The sequence below is a fragment of the Frankia sp. Allo2 genome, assembly GCF_000733325.1.
Lineage (GTDB): Bacteria > Actinomycetota > Actinomycetes > Frankiales > Frankiaceae > Frankia > Frankia casuarinae.
On the sequence record NZ_JPHT01000053.1, the window covers coordinates 1 to 18124 of the forward strand.

Below are 18124 nucleotides of genomic sequence, written 5' to 3' on the forward strand. Positions count from 1 at the left end.
CCCCCGGCTGACCCGCCGTGGCGGATGGGAACACCACACCGGCCAGCTCCCGATCATCGAGGGCACCCTGATCCGCCTCGTCGTCGACCGCCTCCCGGGCGAACGGCGCCCGAAACCGGTCTGGTTGTGGCACTCCACCGTCGACGCCGGCAGCGCCGACGTCGACCGCGCCTGGCAGGCGTTCCTGCGAAGATTCGACCTGGAACACACCTTCCGCATGGTCAAGCAGACCCTCGGCTGGACCGCCCCGAAGATCCGGGACCCCGCCGCGGCGGACCGCTGGACCTGGCTTGTCCTCACCGCCTACACCCAGCTCCGGCTCGCCCGCGCGCTCACCACCGACCTGCGCCGCCCCTGGGAACGACCCGCCGAACCCACAAGGCTGACTCCGGCCCGTGTCCGCCGGGGATTCCGCAACCTCCGCCCGAAGACACCGCTACCGGCCCGCGCACCGAAACCCGCCCGACCCGGCCCCGGACGCCCACCCGGCCGCACCAACCGACGACCAGCGATCACCCAACCAGTCGGGAAGACCACGGACAGGTCAACAGCCGCAGGATCTGAAGGACCGACAGGTTAAGGAATCGTAGCCGCCGTCATCTGTTCGCCGACGGCGGTTTCGCTGGCGAGCCTGTTGCATGGGCGCGGACCATCATGAGGACCACCGTCGAGATCGTTCGGAAGAAACCCGGTCAGAAAACCTTCGAGGCCCTGCCGAAACGATGGGTGGTCGAACGTACCCTTGCCTGGCTCACCGCCCACCGGCGGCTTGCCCNCGACTACGAACGCCACCCCGCCACCTCCGCATNGTTCATCCACTGGGCGATGATCCGCACCATGGTCCGCCGTCTCGTTCGCGGGAATCCCGTCCCACGCTGGCAACCCCGCGANACTACAGAGCGTTAACATCACTCAAGATCCAGGACAGGCTCTTACAGCCACGGTGGCACCGAAGGCGTCAACACCAAGACCAAGAAGATCATGCGCCAGATGCACCGCCGAGCTGACTTCCCGCTTCTCCGCCACCGGATCCTGCCCGGCTGGTGCGCTGACCACGAACGTTTCCGGCCGTGGAGTAGGTAGAGGCGGGTGATCACGGGCACACCATCCCCGATGAGGACGGCGACCAGCCCTGGAGGTGAACCGCGATGGCGCGGCCGGTACGGGCACGGCGGCTGACCGATGAGGAAGGCCAACGACTCCAAGCGATCGCGCGCCGCGGGAAACACGGCGCGATCCGAGTCCGCCGCGCACTGATCATCATGGCGTCGGCGAGTGGGACCCCGGTCCCCGCGATCGCTCGTCTCGTCGCGGCGGACGAGGACACGGTCCGGGGGGTGATCCACCGGTTCAACGAGATCGGCCTGGACGCGTTGGACCCTCGTTGGGCGGGAGGCCGTCCCCGCCTGATCAGCTCTGACGACGAGGTGTTCGCCGTGGCGACGGCCCGCACCCGCCCGGAGAGACTCGGGCAGCCGTTCACGCACTGGAGCCTGCGCAAGCTCGCCGCCTACCTGGCCGACAACCCCGACCGCACCGTCACCATCGGTCGGGAACGGCTGCGGCAGCTCCTGCACCACCATCGGATCTCGTTCCCACGCACGAGGACGTGGAAGGAGTCCACCGACCCGGACAAGAACCGCAAGCTCGACCGGATCGAGTACCTCACCGGCACCTGTCCGAACCGGTGCTTCGCGTTCGACCAGTTCGGACCGCTACTGAAACGTCCCGGCTTCGTCAGGGCTGCTCCCACCCAGACCGGCACTACCCGGACCAGGCAGCCCTCAGCTCCACCCACCCTGCAGCGACAGGGCAGACGGTGAAGGTCTCTCACCTCCACTCGAACCACAGCGCCTCACGGCGCAAACCGGATGTGCGACAGAGCCGTTTTCTTGACACACCCGGGTCAGTCCCAGCCACCCTCGCGGGTGCGGGTGGGCTGCCGCAGGATGCCGAGACACAGAGGGTACGGCGCTACGCTGGTTCGGCGGGGATCAGGTCTGTTGGATCATCTGAAGGAGGTGTGCCATCACTGCGGGGATGATCGCTCCTGCCTGGATGCACCAGCAGATCACGGCGGAGGAATACGACTCCTGGTCCGAGGAGCGGTGCGCGGGCATCGAGATCGTGGACGGGACGGTCGTTGTGAGCCCCAGCGCGTCCAAGCGTCACAACCGGCTGGTCAAGATCCTCGCGGTCGCGTTGGAGGCTGCTGCCGGGCCGGGCTGGAACGCGGACTTCGACGTCGATGTTCGGCTTCAGGACGTGCCGTTGACGAATCGGCGTCCGGACGTGGCCGTGTACCGCGCCGACACGATCGACATCATGTCGGCCCGTCCCGAGCATCTTCTGCTCGTCGTCGAGGTGGTCTCACCGGGCTCTGAGACGACCGACCGGATTGTCAAGGCCGAGCAGTATGCGAAGGCTGGAATCTCGTATTACTGGCGGGTCGAGCAGCCCCCCNCCNGCGNCCCNGNCGTCTATACCTACGTCCTCGACCCGGCGACCGGAACGTACCGTGGCGCTGAGGTCTTCACGGGCGCCGTCGATGCTGCCGCACCTTTCCCGGTCAAGATCGATCTCGGTCGGTTGTAGCGGCGTCTGCTGGGCGTTGCCGGGCAAGCCGGCCGGCAGGATTCCGGGGGCGCATGAGTGTTCGGTGCGGCGGTGACGCAGGGCCGGCACGCGGGCTGTTACCGGTCGCCCGCTTGCCGGGCAACCGGTATGCGCCTGCGCTGGTTAAGGGCGTGTGCGTAGTGGCCGAATCCCCCCTCGGACACAGACACTACGCACGCCGATGATCTTGGTGTGGCTTCGGCTGTGATCGTCTCTGTTTCGTGATCGTAGATAAGCTTCAGGCCAAGTTCACGGTAGACCTCGGCCTTGCCGGTGGAGTCGGCTTCACGCAGGATCACCAGCAGGGCTCGTGCGCGGGCGATCTGCCAGTTACGGGAGGCCTCTGGATCCTGCTGGTCTTCGGTGGAGACCCTGCCGTAAAACGCGAGTCTGATCATGGGGGCGGTCCTTTGTGGTGAGGCGACGCGGATGAGTCTGAGGTGGCAATGCCGCTCGATTAAGTTAGAGGGACGCCTGTCCATCCCGACATGCCAACGTCCGATCCCGCGTCGATCAATTTTCGAACACGGCGTTCGGTCCAGTTCCTCAACGTCGATCAGTGGGCGGCGGAGAGTTCACATCGGGAGTCGGGCGGTCGGCAGATAGCATCCGGGTGTGGTGCGCCTTCGTCAGGTAGTGGAATTGCCAGCCGTGGACAGCGAGCGGCTGACCGACCGTATTTCGATCGGTGTGCTCGCCAGAATCGTTCCCCGGGATCTCGTCGATGAAGCGCTGGTGGAGACGAAACGGCAGGAACGGCGTACCAGGCTGCTGCCAGCCCGGGTCATGGTGTACTTCACGATGGCGATGTGCCTCTTCTTCGACGATGACTACGAAGAAGTCATGCGTAAACTCGCCGGTGCGTTGAGGTGGCTGGGGAACTGGAAGGGTGACTGGCAGGTCCCAACTAGCGGGGCGATCTCGCAGGCACGGATCAGACTCGGCGCCGCGCCTCTGAAACTGTTGTTTGAACGTGTCGCGGTGCCGGTCGCGGGGCGGGGTACCAAGGGCGCATGGCTGCGTTCCCGGCGGCTGACGGCGATCGACGGGTTCTTCCTCGACGCCGCGGACACCCCCGAGAACGTGGCCAGGTTCGGACGGCACACCAACGGACACAAGGCCAGCGCCCTGCCACAGGTCCATGTTGTCGCGCTCGCCGAATGCGGCACGCACGCGATCGTCGCCGCCGCGGTCGGCCCCCGGGCGAGCGACGAACGCNCCCTCGCCGCCACTCTCTTCGACGCCTGCGAACCCGGGATGCTCCTCACCGCCGACCGCAACTTCTACGGCCGCGACCTGTGGCACCAGGCACTTGACACCGGCGCGGACCTGCTCTGGCGAGTCAGGTCCAACCTCGCGCTACCGGTCATCCAACCGCTCCCTGACGGCTCCTACCTCTCCATTGTCATCAATCCGAAACTAAGCGGGAAACGGCGGGAACAGCTCATCGTCGACGCCCGCGCGGGCCGCGATTTTNCCNAGGACTACGCGACACCCNTCCNCGTCATCGAATACACGGTGCCCGACCGCACCGGAGCCGGCACCGGAGAACTGATCTGCCTCATCACCAACATCCTTGACCACACCGATATATCCGCGGTGGAACTCGCCACGGGCTACCATGAGCGGTGGGAAATTGAAAGAATCTTCGATGAGGTGAAGACCCACCAGCGGGGCGAAGCCCGCTCGGTCTCAATAGGTCAGTGCACCACGTATGAATCCGGTCATAGATCGGGTCTGGTAGGAACGTGGCCTACTGATCTGGAGGTTCGGTGCGCGGCGCGGTGTTGACAGCGGAGGATCGCGAGGTCATTTCCCGTGGGATCACGGAGGGAAAATCGGACGCTGGATCGTCGGCTAGTCGTCGAAGAACTACCTCGGGCTACTAGTCATGTCACGGACCGCCAGACCCATTCCGCCCTGGCCGAACAAGCCATGGCGAGGCAAGGCCGAACGCCGACGGTGAAGAACGTCGGAGAGCCGTGTGCCGGAGAACGGCATGCACGGATCGATGTGGCGGGGAATGGAAACGGAGCCGACGGCCACCGCGCCATTCCCCGACCCTACTGAGGACCACACGCACGCGCTTCGGGAAATCTTCACAGAGATCATCGAACAGCTCAACCCGGTGCGCCGCCACCGCACGTACCCACGCGCCATCAGACGAGGCCGCCACAGCGCCTACCGAGTCAAACGCCCAACAGACACCGGCATCCGTCATGATCAACAATCGAAGATCATCCTTGCTCGGACCGCTTAACTAAGCGCCATTGGGCTATGCCGGGGCTGTGACGGCAGCGGTGAGCCAGGCTGCGCTGGACGCGGGAGCGCACGAGGTCCTGCTGTTCACCGATCCGGCTGATCCGACCAGCAACGGCGTGTATCAGCGGCTCGGCTTCTAGGACCACACGCGGAGCCCGCTTGCCACGGGACAGCCGAACGTCGCTCGGCGCGCGGCGGCTGGATCGGCTGGATACAGTCTGACGATGCTGATCATTGAGGTTGAGCTGCCATGATGGGACGGACCCACGCCCTGAGCGGGGCGGTGGTCTGGTTGGCCGTCGCACCCCTGCTGTCCCGGGAGCAGTGGTTGGGCTCGCACGCGGTGTCCTTGTCCTCGTCCCAGGTGATCGCCGGCGCGGTGGTATCCGCGGGCGCGGCGCTTCTGCCCGACATCGACCATCCCCACGGTCGGATCGCCAACACCTTCGGGCCGGTCACCCGGGTTATGTGCAGGTGGATCAGCAGGGCCGCCGGTGGCCACCGGCACGCCACCCACTCGATCCTCTTCGCGCTCGGCATGGGTGTGGTCATGGGCCTGCTGGCTGCCCGTTTCGAGTATGGGTGGTGGGCCGCGCTGTTCGTCCTCGTGGGCTTCGGGTTACGTGGGCTCGGCCTGGACTTCGAGAAGCACGAGCACTGGTCGTCCGTCATGGACTGCGTGACCGCCGGGGTCGCTGTCTTTCTCATGCACGGCATTGACATGAGCTTCGCCGGCTACGCGGTCACCCTGGGCTGTCTCGCCCACCTGGCCGGGGACTGCCTGACCCCGCGCGGCTGCCCTCTTCTCTGGCCGGTCACCTGGCGGATGGAGACAGTCCTGGTTCCCCGGACGGACGGCAGGATCGAACACTGGGTCGTCGTTCCGCTTCTCGCGGTCGCCGCGGTAATCCTGACCGTGCGAGTCGTGACGGGCGACGCCGTGTCCCACTGGCTCACCGCCGGTTGAGACACCCGGCGCCGCCCCGCGAACACCGGCTGGGCGGCGCCAGCGTAGGCGGTGTGCCCGCTGGGGTATTCGGGGTGCGCCGGTGGCGGTGTCGTAGCGCCGTGACGTCGTAGCGCCGTGACGTCGTAGCGCCGTGACCTCGCAGTGCCGTGACGTCGTAGCCGGCCTCGGCCTGACCCACCGCCGGTCATCACGGTCATCGCTGGCCGGGGTCGGATGATGCCGGATCCGGTCCGGTGTCCACCGTCGGTCGGGACCGTCGTCGGTGTAGGTCCAGGCAGACGCGCACGTAGGCAACGACCACGATCAGCGCGGCCAGCGAGCGGACGAGCCAGGTGAGATCGTCCGGGTAGAGGACGCCCGCAAGGTAATGATCGATGAAACCGCCCTGGTAGGCCGGTTGACCATCGAGCCGTCGCAGATACTTCTCCAGCGGGGTCAGCGGACAGGTGAACCCGATCGTGATGATCGTTACACCCCAGATGACGGCGGGCACATGCAGCCAGAGCAGCCAGCGCCGCCGCCGGACCAGCAGCCCACCGAAGATGATGAACGCGATCCCGAGCAGGTGGGCCACCACGACGAGGTCGGCGAGAATGTCGTACGTCATCGCTGCTCCCTGTGGGCCACGGTACGCCGACCGCGCGGGATCATCCCGGCCCGGACCGCCGGAACCCGGGCATACGGTGGACCGGGCATACGGTGGAGAGGTGAATGCCGTGAACCCCGCGAATGCTATCGACCGGGTGGACGCCGTCGACGGGGTGGACAGCGGCCCGGGCCCGGGCCCGGGCCCGGTGACCTGGCCTGAGATCCTGCTGCGCCTCGACGACGATCTTGTCGACTACGAGGTTGCCATGGCACGGATGCGGGTGATGGTGCGGGAACGGATCGACGGCGTGCGGCCGGACACGCTGTGGTTCCTGTCGCATCCGCCGGTCTACACCGTCGGCAAGCGGACCCCGCCCGAGCACCGCCCGCTCGCGGGGCTGGGCATCCCGGTTCACGAGACCAACCGGGGTGGGCTGCTGACGTACCACGCCCCCGGCCAGCTGGTGGGCTACGTGATGTGTCATATCGGCGCGATGAACGCGGTGGTGCCGTTCCTGCGGCTGTTGGAGGCCCGGTTGGTGGACACGGTCGAGGCGCTCGGCATTCCGGCCGAGCGGNGGGACNCCCCGCCCGGGTCCGTCGAGCTCACGGGGGTCTGGACCCGCCGGACCAACCGGAAGATCGCGTCCATCGGCCTGCGGTGCACGCGCAAGGTGACCAGCCACGGATTCGCGCTCAACGTCGACTGCGACATGCGGCCATGGACCTGGGCGACGCCCTGCGGCATGCCCGAGGTGGAGATGACCTCCGTGCAGCGGGAGCTGACCGACGCGGGGCACGCCGTCCCGAGCATGGCCGAGGTCCGCGAGATCGCCGCCGAGATGCTCGGCGCACGCAACGCCCCGCACCCCCCGGCGCCGAACCTGAGCTCGGGGGATCTGGGCACGGGGACCCGAGCCGGTCGAACCTGAGTTCGGGGGACCTGGGTACGGTCGGTGGCCCCTGGACCGTTATTTCCTCCCCTGAATTCGGCGGCCCCACGACGAGTGCGCGATCGGCGACCTGGTAAGTCGGGATCAGGTCGACCGGGTCGACCGGGCCGGCGGGGAGACATCCACGGAACCCTCACTAAAGTAGCCGTCCAGAACGGACGGCACGGACGGCACGGACGGGGAGGATCGGGGAGAACCGTGGTAGGCCATGCGGGACTGGTCGTCGCCGGCCGTTACCGACTCCAGGACCGCCTCGGGGCTGGCGGGATGGGGGCCGTCTGGCGGGCGACCGACCAGATGCTGCGGGTCGACGTCGCGCTCAAGGAAGTCTCGATCCCCGTCGACTCCACGCCGGGGGAGTGGACCGAACGGATCGCCCGCGCACGGCGGGAAGGGATGAACGCCGCCCGCCTTCGGGGTCACCCCGGGATCGTCAGCGTCCATGACGTGGTCGAGGACGGCGGGCTGCCGTGGATCGTCATGGACCTCATCATCCCGGCTCGGTCGGTAGCGGACCGGCTGCGGGGATCGGGCGGGCTACGGCCGGATGAGACAGCGTCGATCGGAGCGGCGGTCGCCNATGCCCNCNCCTTCGCCCATGCGAAGGGCGTCGTTCATCGCGACATCAAACCGGGCAACATCCTGCTGGCGGAGAGTGGCCGGGCACTCGTCACCGACTTCGGTATCGCCGCGCACAACGACGACAGTCGGATGACCGCCGCCGGAGTGGTCGGCACCATCGCCTATGTCGCTCCCGAACGGCTTGGCGGTCAGCCCGCGGACGGGCGTAGTGACGTGTTCTCCCTGGGAGTCACCCTTTACCAGATGGTGGAGGGGAGGTTACCGTTCCAGGCCGACACGACCGCCGGGCTGCTCAGCGCGATCCTGTTCGAACCGCCGCGCCCGACCGTGCTCGCCGGTCCACTTCGGCCGGTGCTGGATGCGATGCTCGAGAAGGACCCGGTAGTCCGGCTGGATGCCGCGGCTGCCGCGCGCGCCCTCGCCTCCCTCGCGGCCGGGGGACCGGCATCACCGGTGCTGGTGCCGGCACAGGTACCGACACCGACACCGGCACAGCTACCACCGCCGGCACAGGTACCGACACCGCCGTTGCCGCGGGTACCTACGGTCTCGCGACCGGCAACGGCCCTGCTGCCGCCCGTCGGCGAGCCGGAGGCAGGCGGTTCGCGGTGGCCTGACTCCGGGATGCCTGGGACGCCTGGGCTGCCCGGGGCGCCTGGGGCACCTGGGCTGCCCGGGGCGCCTGGCCGTCCCTCAGGACGGGTGTGGCTCGTGGCCGGGACGTTGACAGCCGTCCTCGCGATCCTGGCCGGGGNGTTCCTCGCCCGCGGTGGTGTCGGCGCCCATCCGGGCGACGGGTCCCTGACCGGCACCGCGTCCGCGACGGTGGCCGCGACCGGACCGGAAGACGGCGTCCCGAGGGTATCGCCGTCCGCGGCCGCGAGCGGGGCGGGGAGCGGGGCCGCGAGCGGTGCGGGGACCAGTGCGGGGACCGGGGCGCGAACGAGTTCGGCCACTGCAGCAGGCTCCCCCCGACCGTCCCAGGAGCTCACCGTCGTGCCCTCCTTCTCCGCCGCCGCGCCCGGGGTGTCGCAGTACAGCGCCGACTATTACGCAACTCTCACCAGAAGCCGGCAGGACGGCTTCCTGCTGCGGGTCGGATTCGACGCGACCGGCCGTAGCGACCTGCGGGATCCGCGGACATCCTGCGTGCTGGTCTCGTCGGGTTCTCGCGAGCTCCGGCTGTTTCCCGTCCAGGCCGACGTGCCGGTGAGCTCCTCCGGACGGTATTCCGGAACACTGACGTTCTCGCTCGCGCTGCCGGGAAGCTACCGTTTCCGCTACTCGTGCCAGGCGGACTACTCGGCCGCGCTCCTCGGCACGGTGACGATGCCATCGGTGGCGGTGAGCGTTTACGACGACAACTACTTCGTGAACGTGCTGGAGGTACGCGTCGGAGCCGGTCGGACGGTCGTGTTTTTCGCCGCAGCGGGAGCGGCGGACCTCCGGGTGCCGGTTACGTCGTGCCTTCGGTTGGAAAGCGGGATCCGTAGGCCTGTCGTGGAGCTGAAGACCTCGCGGAAGTCGCCGACGGGGGCGACGTACATCGGAACGATGCGGTTCGAGGGGACCCCGCCGGCTACCCTCGTCTATTCCTGCTCCGATTACTCGCCTGTCAACCTGTGACGGCCTTCGGGCCTTCGGGCCTTCGGGCCTTCGGGCTTGTCGCAGACCTGTCTTCGAACGTGTGTTTGGTAGTGTCGAAGCATGGAGATCGCGGCGTTCCAGGCCTCGTTGCTCGATGACGCCCCGGCGATCGAGGTCGGCCCACTCGGGACGTCCGTCCGACGAGTCGGGCTCGCGCGGGGTGCGTGGGTCGATGTGCGGCCCCGCTGGATCGTTGGAGCCGACGTGCTCTTCGAGCGGCTGCGCGATCGTGTCCCCTGGCGGGCGGAGCAGCGGACGATGTACGACAGGGTCGTCGACATTCCCCGGCTGCTCGCCTTCTACGACGAGCGTGCGTCGCTGCCCGATCCGGCGCTCGGCGCGGCGAAGCGGGTCCTCGACGAGCACTATGCGGCCGAGTTGGGCGAGGGCTTCGCCACCGCCGGGCTGTGCCTGTATCGCGACGGGCGTGACAGTGTGGCCTGGCATGGCGATCGCGTCGGGCCGGGTGGGTTCCGCGACACCATGGTCGCGATCGCCGTCCTGGGCGCCCCGCGTGCGTTGCTGCTGCGGCCGCGGGGCGGGGGCGGCCCGGCGATCCGGCACGACCTGGGCCACGGCGACCTGCTCGTGATGGGAGGCAGTTGCCAGCGCACGTGGGATCATGCCGTGCCCAAGACGGCGCGGCCGGTCGGGCCGCGGATCAGCGTTCAGTTCCGCCCGCGCGGCGTGCGCTGAGCTGGACCGTTCCCGCTTCGGTGGACCTCGCTCGGGCGTACGGGAAGAAGGCCCGGCGGGCGGCCCTGGCCCGGTACGGTCTCGATCGTTTCCTGCGGGACTGGGACGAGGTGCTCGCGCGGGTCACGGACTGAGCTCCGACACCGGGTTTATCCACATGATTGCAAGGAAATGTCTTTCACATGACGGGTAAACCGGAGCTGCCCGGCGAGTCGGGCGAGCCCGGCGAGCCCGGCGAGCCGTTGGACAGGTTCGTGCTGCCGCTCAGCCCGATCGCGCCCCGGCAGGCCCGGGTCCGGCTGGCCGCGGGCCTCGCCGGCACCGGCTTCGCGGCGGAGCTGACCGAGATCGTCGTGCTGCTCGCCAGCGAACTGGTCACCAACGCCGTCGTGCACGGCCGCGGTGAGCCGGTTCTGGAGATCCGGACAACCGACCACCAGGTGTGGGTCGGCGTCCAGGATCCGGACAGCCGCCTCCCGCAGGTGCAGCAGGTCGACACCGACTCGCTCGGCGGGCGGGGTATGCACCTGGTGGCCGAGCTCGCTGAGACCTGGGGCGCCGACGTCATCCCCGGCGACGGGAAGGTCGTCTGGTTCCGGTTGCGTCGGGAGAGCCCCGCCGTCGATGGTTGACCGCCGCCGCTGCGGCCGGGCGCGCCGGGGCTTACCTGACGCCGGGGCTTACCTGACGGCCTCGGGCAGGACGGGGGTGGGCGGGCCGAGAAGGAAGCCCTGGCCGTAGGGGATCGCGGTCTCCCGGGTGGCCTGGAGTTCGGCCGCGGTCTCGATGCCCTCGGCGACCACGCTGCCTCCGATCTCCTTGGCGACGTGCACCAGCCCGGCGGCCACGGCCCGCCGGGCCGGGTCGGTGTCGATGCCCTGGGTCAGGCAGCAGTCCATCTTGATGATCTCCGGTCGCAGCCGGACGAGCTGTTCCAGCCCGGCATAGCCGGTACCCACGTCGTCGGCGGCGATGCGGACGCCGAGCCGGCGCAGGTGCTCGATGTCGCGGTTGATCGCCGGAGTGTCGCCGATCCGTTCGTGCTCGGTGATCTCCACGAGGATGCGTTCGGCATCCTCGTTCATGATCATGTCCACCAGGCCGGCCGAGAGGGTCGTCGCCGAGACGTTAATCGCGAGGATCATGTGCGTCGGCAGCCGGGGCAGCACGGCGAGCGCGCGTCGGACCGCGGCGAGTTCGAGATCGACGTTGAGGCCGACGGAGCCTGCCGCGGTGAACCACTGTGACGGGCTGCGGGCGTAGTCCGAGAACCGGGACAGCGCCTCCACTCCGATGATCTTTCCGTGTTCGAGGTCGAGCACCGGCTGGAAGGCGAGCGCGGGCCCCCCGCCGTCGATCACATGGCTGACGTCGCGCCAGACGCGGCTGCGGACCTCCCACATCCGGTGCAGGTCGGTCACGGAATCGCCGAGGATCTCCGCGATCATCCGCAGGAACCGGCCGTCGCGCGGCCGCAGGTGCGGATGCGGCCCGTGCCCGAGACAGCCGGCCAGGCCGTAGACGATGCCGTCGCTGTCGACCACCGGCACGGCGGCGTAGGCCCCCACGTCGAGTTCGTCGACGACGGGCAGTCGCAGGATGCGCGGATCGGCTCGGGTGTCCGGGATGACGGTGGGAAACTCACCGGACAGGACGCGTCCGAACAGGGCGCTCTCGCGCCGAACGGTGGAGCCCGGGGCCAGCTGGAACGACGCGCCGTCCCCGTTGATGACCTGCACGACGAGGACGTCCGCCTCGATGCGACCGAGCCAGGCAAGATCCATGCCCAGATGGCGGCGCAGTATCCCCAGCAGCTCCACCACCGCCGTCGCCGGCTCGGGAACCTCGGCCTTCGGCCCGAGCACCGAGGCGGGGGTTGGACGGACCGACATCCGTACCACCTCCTCTCCTGGTGTTCCCTCGGGTTTTCCGCGCACACCCTGGTCGGCACCGAGATCTGTTACCGTTTCATGAACGATATCGACCTGTTCATGACCGGCGTCCGCCACTGCCGGGAGATCCATCCACTGTCTCCCGTCTGTCTCCCCTCGCGTCCGTTGTCTCTTCGTGTTGTAGTAGACACGGGATCGGGACGGATGCCTGCTCGGCGAGCGAGGATGCTCGGAGGGGAGGCGGTGTCGCGTGGCGGACATCGTGGTCGGGATCGACGGGTCGACAGATGCCGAGCGCGCGCTGCGGTGGGCCGTGCGCGCGGGGCGTCGTTGTAGCGCGCGGGTGCGTGCCGTGCTCGTCTGGGCCGCGGCCGGCCCGTTCTGCACGCGGGTGAAGCCGCCGCCCGCCACCTCACCGGAGCATCCCCGCTGGACGGCCCAGTGGATGCTGCACGACGTCGTCAACCGGGTCCGCGAGGCCCAGCCCGACGCCTGGATCGTCGAGCGGACCGTGTACGGGAGCCCGGTGGACACGATACTGACCGAGTCGGAGGGCGCGGTCATGCTCGTCCTCGGTGCCCGCGGCCGTGACCGGCCGCGCCGCCTGCCGGCCGGTTCGGTCAGCATGGCGTGCGTGTACGGGGCGTCGGTGCCGGTGGTCGTGGTCCACGGCAGGTCGGCGGAGCCGGCCGAGAGCGGGCCCGTCGTCGTCGGGGTGGACGGGTCCGCCTGCTCGTTGGCCGCGCTGCGGTGGGCCGCCCAGGAGGCGGCGCTGCGCCGGGCGTCGCTGCGCATCATGCACGCCTGGGCGCCGCTGCCACCGGAGTGCGTTGTCCGGCTGGGACTCTGCGGTGCCAGGTCCGCTGGTGCGGTACCCACGGTGGGCGCTGGGGCCGTTCGTGCCGCGCCGGCTGGTGCGGCGTCGGCTGGTGCGGGGCTCGGCGACACGGATCCGGGCGGGACCGGATCCATCCGGACGGACCCGGGCGAAACGGGCTTCGCTCCGGGATTCGCCGGCCGTGGAGTTCGGGGCACGGCATCGGGGGGCACGGTACTCGATGATCGTCCAGGATTTGGTGACCCGGGGTCCGCCGATGCGGCGCTCGGCGGGTCGGCGTTCGGGGGGTCGGCGTTCGGGGGTCCCGCGTTCGGGGGTCCCGCGCTCGATGCGACGGGATCCGGCGGAACGGCCCTCGTCGACGCCGCCCTCGAAGGCGCCGCGCGAGCCGTGCTGGACGAGGCGGTGCGCGTGGGTCTGCCCGAGCCGGGTGATCTCGATGTGCGCACGGACCTGATCCGCGGAGCGGCCGCGTCCAGCCTGCTGCGGGCCGCGGCGGGGGCGCAGCTCCTGGTCATCGGAGCCCGGGGCCGCGGCGGATTCGCCGAGCTGCTGCTGGGCTCCATCAGTTCACAGTGTGTGACACACGCCCAGTGCGCGGTCGCGGTCATCCGCACGCCCGGAAGTACGACGTGTAGTGATTAGTGCGACGTGTGGTGACTCCGCCGCGGCGGACCTTCGACCCGGTGCGAGTCCCTTTCCCTCGGGTCGTGGGCTCTTGGGCCGTGAGCCGCGAGCTTTCGGGTCGTGGGCCGAGATCGAGGGCCCCGGGCGGGGATGCCCGATCGGGCACGTACCGAGCGGGTGGACGGCGGGTCACCGGCGGCGCCACCTGCCGCGCCACCTGCCGCGCCACCTGCGGTGTCGGCTCTCGCGGCCCGCCGAGCGCGGCCCGCGATCCAGCGGTGACGGCGCGGCGGGCAGGTGATCCTCCCGAAACGGCCCGGCTTTCCCTCGTCTTGGGGGAGGATGGGCAGATCGGGGCGTGATGTCCCCGTGAGGTACGGGGGCATCACGGCGCCGGCCGTGGGAGGGGAGCGTCGAGCGACTATGGCGGATCAGTACTATGGCGGTTCCGGTCGGCGCGGCGAACGGTTCGCCCAGGCGCGCTGGCTCGCCGGTCAGGCCCGGCAGGACCGCACCACCTCCTGGTACGTCCCGCTGATGATCACCGTGATCGGCGCCGGTGCGGCGTTCGACGCCTTCGGCCGCGGCGTGGGGCTCCTCTACGCCCTCGGGCTGTCGATCGCCTTCGTCCTGCTGACGTGGACGACGATCCGGCTCATGCCGTCGGTGTCCGACGAGCTGAACGTCAACCGGGTGACAGGCCCGCGCAAGATCATCGCCATGGTGAACACGCCGGTGCGCACCCACGGCGTGTTCCTGCTGGCCGCGGCGTTGCCGATCGCGATCGCCCTGATCAGGACGGTCGGTTTCTTCGTGTTCGGCGGGGCGCTGCTCGTCGGGATCGTGGTCGGCGTAGCGCTGGCCGCGGCCTGGATGTTCGAACGCCGGNAGACCCGCCCGGCGCCGACGAACCTCCTGATTCCGAATGACGAACCTCCTGATTCCGAATTCCGAAGAACCTCCTGCTCTCCTCTCAGAGCGCCCATCCCTGGGCCTGGACATCCCGGTCCGGCGCATCCCCCGCTCGGACCAGGTTCCTGTTCCCGCCAAGCGGGCAGGCCAGCAGGGACACGGTCCGGTGCGCGGTCCGCGATGAGGAGAGTGCGATGACGGTCAGCAAGGCCACGAGGGAACGAACCCGGGCGAGTCAGCTCCCCGAGGACGATGTGGTCGGGATCCTGCTCGCGCAGCATGCCGAGATCCGCGAGCTGTTCGGGAAGGTCAGGACGTCGACGGGCCGACGCCGCCAGGAGACGTTCGACGAGCTGCGGGCGCTGCTCGCGGCCCACGAGACCGGCGAGGAGGTGGTGCTGCGCCCGATCAGCCGGCAGGTGGTGGGGCCCGAGGTGACCGATGCCCGCAACCACGAGGAGAAGGCTGCGAGTCGGGACCTCGCCGACCTCGATCGGATGGAGGCGAGCAGCGTCGAGTTCGGGGCCAAGCTCGCCGCGTTCGAGCACACGGTGCTGGAACACGCCGAGCGCGAGGAGCGGGAGGAGTTCGAGGCGCTGCGCCAGGTCCGTCCCGAATCCGAACTCGTGCGCCTGGGCCGCAGACTGCGGGCCATTCAGGCGATCGCCCCCACCCATCCGCACCCCTCGGTCGCGGGATCCCCCACCGCTCAGCGGGTATTCGGGCCGGTGGTGTCCCTCGTCGACCGGCTGCGCGACGCTCGGCGGCAGACGGCGGCGGCGGGATGACGGCGGCGGGATGACGGCGAGGAGTTCCACCGCCCGGGGGAGCTCCTCGAACGGCGGGCCGGACCCTTCGGAGACCCCGGCGCAACGCCGGTACCGCAACTGGGGAGATCTGCTGCAGGAGTTGCGCGTCGTCCAGACGGGCGTGCAGCTGCTGACCGCCTTCCTGCTCGCCATCCCGTTCCAGCAGCGGTTCACGACGTTGAGCAACGAGCAGAAGTCGCTCTATCTCGTGATCGTGCTGCTGACGGTCAGCGCCACCGGGCTGCTCATCATGCCGGTGAGCCTGCACCGCGCGGTCTTCCGGCGCAAGGAGAAGGAGACGCTGATCCGGGTGGCGAACCGGCTCGCCCAGGTGGGCCTGGCATTGTTCGCCGTGGCCGTCTCCGGGGTCGTCCTGCTCATCTTCGACGTGGTCAGGGGGGCGCCGGCCGGCTGGATCGCCGGGGGCTGCACCTTCGTCGTGCTGGTCGTGCTGTGGGCCGTCGTGCCCGCCGCCATCCGCCTCGCCGCCGGCGGCTGGGCGTCCGGACCGTAGCCGGGTGCCCAGACGGTTCGCAGCGGCTTGCCGTGCGGACAGGTACCCGCTCTTGGCACGGGCTTGACGCTGCCCGTCGCGTGAAACTGGGCGCCATGGCGACGGCGGCATCACCCCGGACCCGGGTGGTCGACGAGCACATGTTCACCGTCGCGCGGGCGCTGGGTCCGACGACGTTCCGGTTGCAACTGTTCACGGCGACTGGCCTGCGGCCGGTGGCTGTCGTGACCCAGCCGGAGCGGGAAGGCTTGTCGCTGATGAACGGCGCCGAGCGCTACGCAGCGGCGGTGTGGATGCGGTACCTCCCGGACGATCCCGAGCCGCCGATCTGGGTCCAGCGCCAGTTCGTCAACAGCACGGCCGACGCCTTCACCCAGGTGCTGTTCACGGTCACCGGCCCACACACGCCGGCGAACCCTCGGTGGCGCAGGCTGACCGACCAGACGCTGGCCGCTCTGGTCGGTGCTCCGGTCGACGCGGACCGCGGCGCCGGCGGGTACGCCAGATCCGCCCGCGCCGCGGCGGGCGGGACTGCTGCTGGTACCACCAGGGCGACTGGCACCGGGTGAACGCGGCCGCCGGGACCGGCGGTGACAGCTGCCCGCTGGGCCGGGCGGCCAGCGCGACGGTCACCGGCGTCGGCCGGGGTCGCCCGGGGAGGTCGAACCACAGCAGGTGCGGCGGCATCCGCGGGGTCCGCGCCCAGTGCGCCAGCCGGTCAAGATCACGGATAGGTGGCCCGCTCTCGATCCGGCTGACCTGGGCCTGCGTCAGGGTGTGCCACCGACCCAGCCGTTCCTGGCTGATGGGCCCGGAGGTGGTGGGGGTGCAGGCGATAGGCCGCGGAGACCCGGCCTATGTGCTGGGCCGCGAAGGCATCACGCATCTGGTCGGTGTGCCAGAACCGCTCCGGCACGCGCGCCGGGCCTGCCGGACACCACCTTCAGTACGGATCCCGCGGTCGTGGCGCGGGTTGCCGAGCGCCTGCGCGCTCCACCCCTGGCACTAACTTCCCACCCCGTGGGGCAACGGACCGCGGCGGACACCGGCCCAGAGCGTTCCGAGGCCGAGCGGACGTCAGCCGAAATTGGATCAGACTGACAGGTGGGCGTTCATGGCGCGGGCCTGTTCACCGAGCTNGGGTAGTTCCACGACGGTGACGCCCGCCTGGGTGAGGAGTTCGTAGCCTTGGCAGTCGGCGACGAAGAGGCTGGGTTCGCGCCAGGCGATGACCACTCGCGGGATCTTTGCTTCCAGGATGAGCTGGGTGCAGGTGCGGGGCCGGGACTTGCGCTGGGAGCAGGGTTCGAGGGTGCTGTAGATCGTCGCGGTGGCGAGCCGAGGGTCGCCCGGGCCGATCTTCGCGAGTGCGGACTCCTCGGCGTGTACCGCGTCGTCGACCTCGCGGGAGAAGCCGAAGGCGATCTCCTGGTTGTTCTTGTCGACGATGACGGCGCCCACGGAGTAGGCGCCGGCGGCGGGTGGGCAGCGGTGGGCGAGTTCGATGGCCCGGGTCATCCAACGGTGATCGTCGAGCTGGGGCATGGAGCGGCTCCTCCTTCCCTGGGGTCCGGTCCCGCAGGGCGGTGGACCGGATGGCCGGTGGCGTGCCGGTGGCCGCAGTGGGTGCAACTGCGTCGCGGGCGTGGCGTCGTCATCCCTGGCCGCCTTCCCCGATCCGTACGCGGCGGGCGGTCAACGCGCGAACCGTAGCACCGTCCGTGTCGATGTCAATGCCTAAAGCTCATTGCAGATAACGCTGCGCGGTATAGCCACCACCTCCAGCAAAGCCCACGCTCGGGAGCGTGGCAGGCCCGGGACGCGTGGCAGCGTGCTGTCCGCTTCCGCTGTGGGGAAGCGTGGTCGCGTCCGACGGCGTGGTGCCGTGGAGGCTGGTCGACGGCCTCGGTGAGCCGGTCGAGCCGGTCGAGGTCTTCCTACGGGACTTCGTCGCGCAGGGCCGGTCGGCGAACTCGGTGCGCAGCTATGCGCTGGCGTTGCTGCGGTGGTGGCGGTTTCTGGTCGCGGTTGGAGTGGCCTGGGACCGGGTGAGTCCGGCGGAGGTCCGGGACTTCGTGCTGTGGCTCGGGCAGGCGACCAAGCCGGTCGCGGCGGCGCGGGTCGGGTCGCGGGCGACCGTGGGGCAGGTCAACCCGGTGACCCGTAAGCGCCACCTCGGGGACGGCTACGGGCCGGCGACGGTGCGGCACAGCAACGC

16 protein-coding genes and 5 pseudogenes are annotated in these 18124 nt (G+C 69.5%); 17 read left to right on the forward strand and 4 right to left on the reverse strand.

Going from position 1 to position 18124, the window contains the following annotated elements:
* The 4 genes and pseudogenes from ALLO2_RS26700 to ALLO2_RS21110 form a co-directional block, all read left to right on the forward strand.
* Positions 1-580, forward strand: a pseudogene (locus ALLO2_RS26700) (transposase); the annotation flags it as partial.
* A gap of 14 nt (positions 581-594) precedes the next feature.
* Positions 595-906, forward strand: a pseudogene (locus ALLO2_RS21100) (IS5/IS1182 family transposase); the annotation flags it as partial.
* A gap of 242 nt (positions 907-1148) precedes the next feature.
* A pseudogene (locus tag ALLO2_RS21105) lies at positions 1149-1730 on the forward strand (helix-turn-helix domain-containing protein); the annotation flags it as partial.
* A gap of 310 nt (positions 1731-2040) precedes the next feature.
* On the forward strand, positions 2041-2595 hold the full coding sequence (locus ALLO2_RS21110; RefSeq protein ID WP_035734377.1) for a Uma2 family endonuclease: 555 nt from the start codon (positions 2041-2043) through the stop codon (positions 2593-2595).
* Positions 2596-2693: 98 nt separating this feature from the next.
* Here the strand turns inward: ALLO2_RS21110 and ALLO2_RS21115 are convergent, their stop codons facing one another.
* A complete protein-coding gene (locus ALLO2_RS21115) occupies positions 2694-3014 on the reverse strand; it encodes a hypothetical protein (protein ID WP_011436548.1) in 321 nt (106 codons plus the stop codon).
* A gap of 217 nt (positions 3015-3231) precedes the next feature.
* On the opposite strand from ALLO2_RS21115, the gene ALLO2_RS21120 reads away from it, so the two are divergent.
* The 3 genes and pseudogenes from ALLO2_RS21120 (at position 3232) to ALLO2_RS21125 (ending at position 5845) form a co-directional block, all read left to right on the forward strand.
* The gene (locus tag ALLO2_RS21120) at positions 3232-4407 is read left to right on the forward strand and encodes an IS4 family transposase (protein WP_369808194.1); all 1176 of its coding nucleotides are present in this window, start codon (positions 3232-3234) and stop codon (positions 4405-4407) included.
* A 482-nt stretch (positions 4408-4889) separates the two neighbouring features.
* Positions 4890-5018, forward strand: a pseudogene (locus tag ALLO2_RS28460) (GNAT family N-acetyltransferase); the annotation flags it as partial.
* Between the two features lie 110 nt (positions 5019-5128).
* Positions 5129-5845: a metal-dependent hydrolase gene (locus ALLO2_RS21125; protein ID WP_011436552.1), complete on the forward strand. Its 717-nt coding sequence runs from the start codon at positions 5129-5131 to the stop codon at positions 5843-5845.
* A gap of 196 nt (positions 5846-6041) precedes the next feature.
* Here the strand turns inward: ALLO2_RS21125 and ALLO2_RS21130 are convergent, their stop codons facing one another.
* Positions 6042-6455: a DUF2784 domain-containing protein gene (locus ALLO2_RS21130; RefSeq protein WP_011436553.1), complete on the reverse strand. Its 414-nt coding sequence runs from the start codon at positions 6453-6455 to the stop codon at positions 6042-6044.
* A 109-nt stretch (positions 6456-6564) separates the two neighbouring features.
* Between ALLO2_RS21130 and lipB the strand changes: the two genes are divergently transcribed.
* From lipB to ALLO2_RS21150, 4 genes are all read left to right on the forward strand, one after another.
* The gene (lipB, locus tag ALLO2_RS21135) at positions 6565-7368 is read left to right on the forward strand and encodes a lipoyl(octanoyl) transferase LipB (RefSeq protein WP_232235237.1); all 804 of its coding nucleotides are present in this window, start codon (positions 6565-6567) and stop codon (positions 7366-7368) included.
* A 219-nt stretch (positions 7369-7587) separates the two neighbouring features.
* Positions 7588-9597 carry a serine/threonine-protein kinase gene (locus tag ALLO2_RS23635; protein ID WP_051875494.1) on the forward strand — a complete coding sequence of 670 codons (2010 nt, stop codon included), beginning with the start codon at positions 7588-7590 and terminating at the stop codon, positions 9595-9597.
* A gap of 81 nt (positions 9598-9678) precedes the next feature.
* Positions 9679-10314 (forward strand): alpha-ketoglutarate-dependent dioxygenase AlkB, encoded by a 636-nt coding sequence (locus ALLO2_RS21145; RefSeq protein ID WP_011436556.1) that lies wholly within the window; start codon positions 9679-9681, stop codon positions 10312-10314.
* Positions 10315-10496: 182 nt separating this feature from the next.
* Complete coding sequence (locus ALLO2_RS21150) at positions 10497-10946, forward strand: ATP-binding protein (RefSeq protein ID WP_023842000.1); 450 nt, start codon at positions 10497-10499, stop codon at positions 10944-10946.
* Between the two features lie 48 nt (positions 10947-10994).
* Here the strand turns inward: ALLO2_RS21150 and ALLO2_RS21155 are convergent, their stop codons facing one another.
* Positions 10995-12206: an EAL domain-containing protein gene (locus ALLO2_RS21155; RefSeq protein WP_011436558.1), complete on the reverse strand. Its 1212-nt coding sequence runs from the start codon at positions 12204-12206 to the stop codon at positions 10995-10997.
* A 250-nt stretch (positions 12207-12456) separates the two neighbouring features.
* Here ALLO2_RS21155 and ALLO2_RS21160 point away from each other — a divergent pair, with 250 nt between their 5' ends.
* The 5 genes and pseudogenes from ALLO2_RS21160 (at position 12457) to ALLO2_RS21180 (ending at position 16475) form a co-directional block, all read left to right on the forward strand.
* The gene (locus ALLO2_RS21160; RefSeq protein WP_023841999.1) at positions 12457-13689 is read left to right on the forward strand and encodes a universal stress protein; all 1233 of its coding nucleotides are present in this window, start codon (positions 12457-12459) and stop codon (positions 13687-13689) included.
* Between the two features lie 405 nt (positions 13690-14094).
* Positions 14095-14559 (forward strand): annotated as a pseudogene (locus tag ALLO2_RS21165) (hypothetical protein); the annotation flags it as partial.
* 218 nt (positions 14560-14777) lie between these two features.
* Positions 14778-15371, forward strand: a complete 594-nt coding sequence (locus ALLO2_RS21170) for a hemerythrin domain-containing protein (RefSeq protein WP_011436561.1) — start codon at positions 14778-14780, stop codon at positions 15369-15371.
* A 10-nt stretch (positions 15372-15381) separates the two neighbouring features.
* Positions 15382-15906: a DUF6328 family protein gene (locus tag ALLO2_RS21175; protein WP_011436562.1), complete on the forward strand. Its 525-nt coding sequence runs from the start codon at positions 15382-15384 to the stop codon at positions 15904-15906.
* An 80-nt stretch (positions 15907-15986) separates the two neighbouring features.
* On the forward strand, positions 15987-16475 hold the full coding sequence (locus tag ALLO2_RS21180) for a hypothetical protein (protein WP_035913025.1): 489 nt from the start codon (positions 15987-15989) through the stop codon (positions 16473-16475).
* Between the two features lie 523 nt (positions 16476-16998).
* On the opposite strand, the gene ALLO2_RS21185 is transcribed toward ALLO2_RS21180, so the two are convergent.
* The gene (locus tag ALLO2_RS21185) at positions 16999-17451 is read right to left on the reverse strand and encodes a deaminase (protein ID WP_035734381.1); all 453 of its coding nucleotides are present in this window, start codon (positions 17449-17451) and stop codon (positions 16999-17001) included.
* Between the two features lie 314 nt (positions 17452-17765).
* On the opposite strand from ALLO2_RS21185, the gene ALLO2_RS21195 reads away from it, so the two are divergent.
* The coding region (locus tag ALLO2_RS21195; RefSeq protein ID WP_035734383.1) for a site-specific integrase at positions 17766-18124 on the forward strand (359 nt) is incomplete at its 3' end.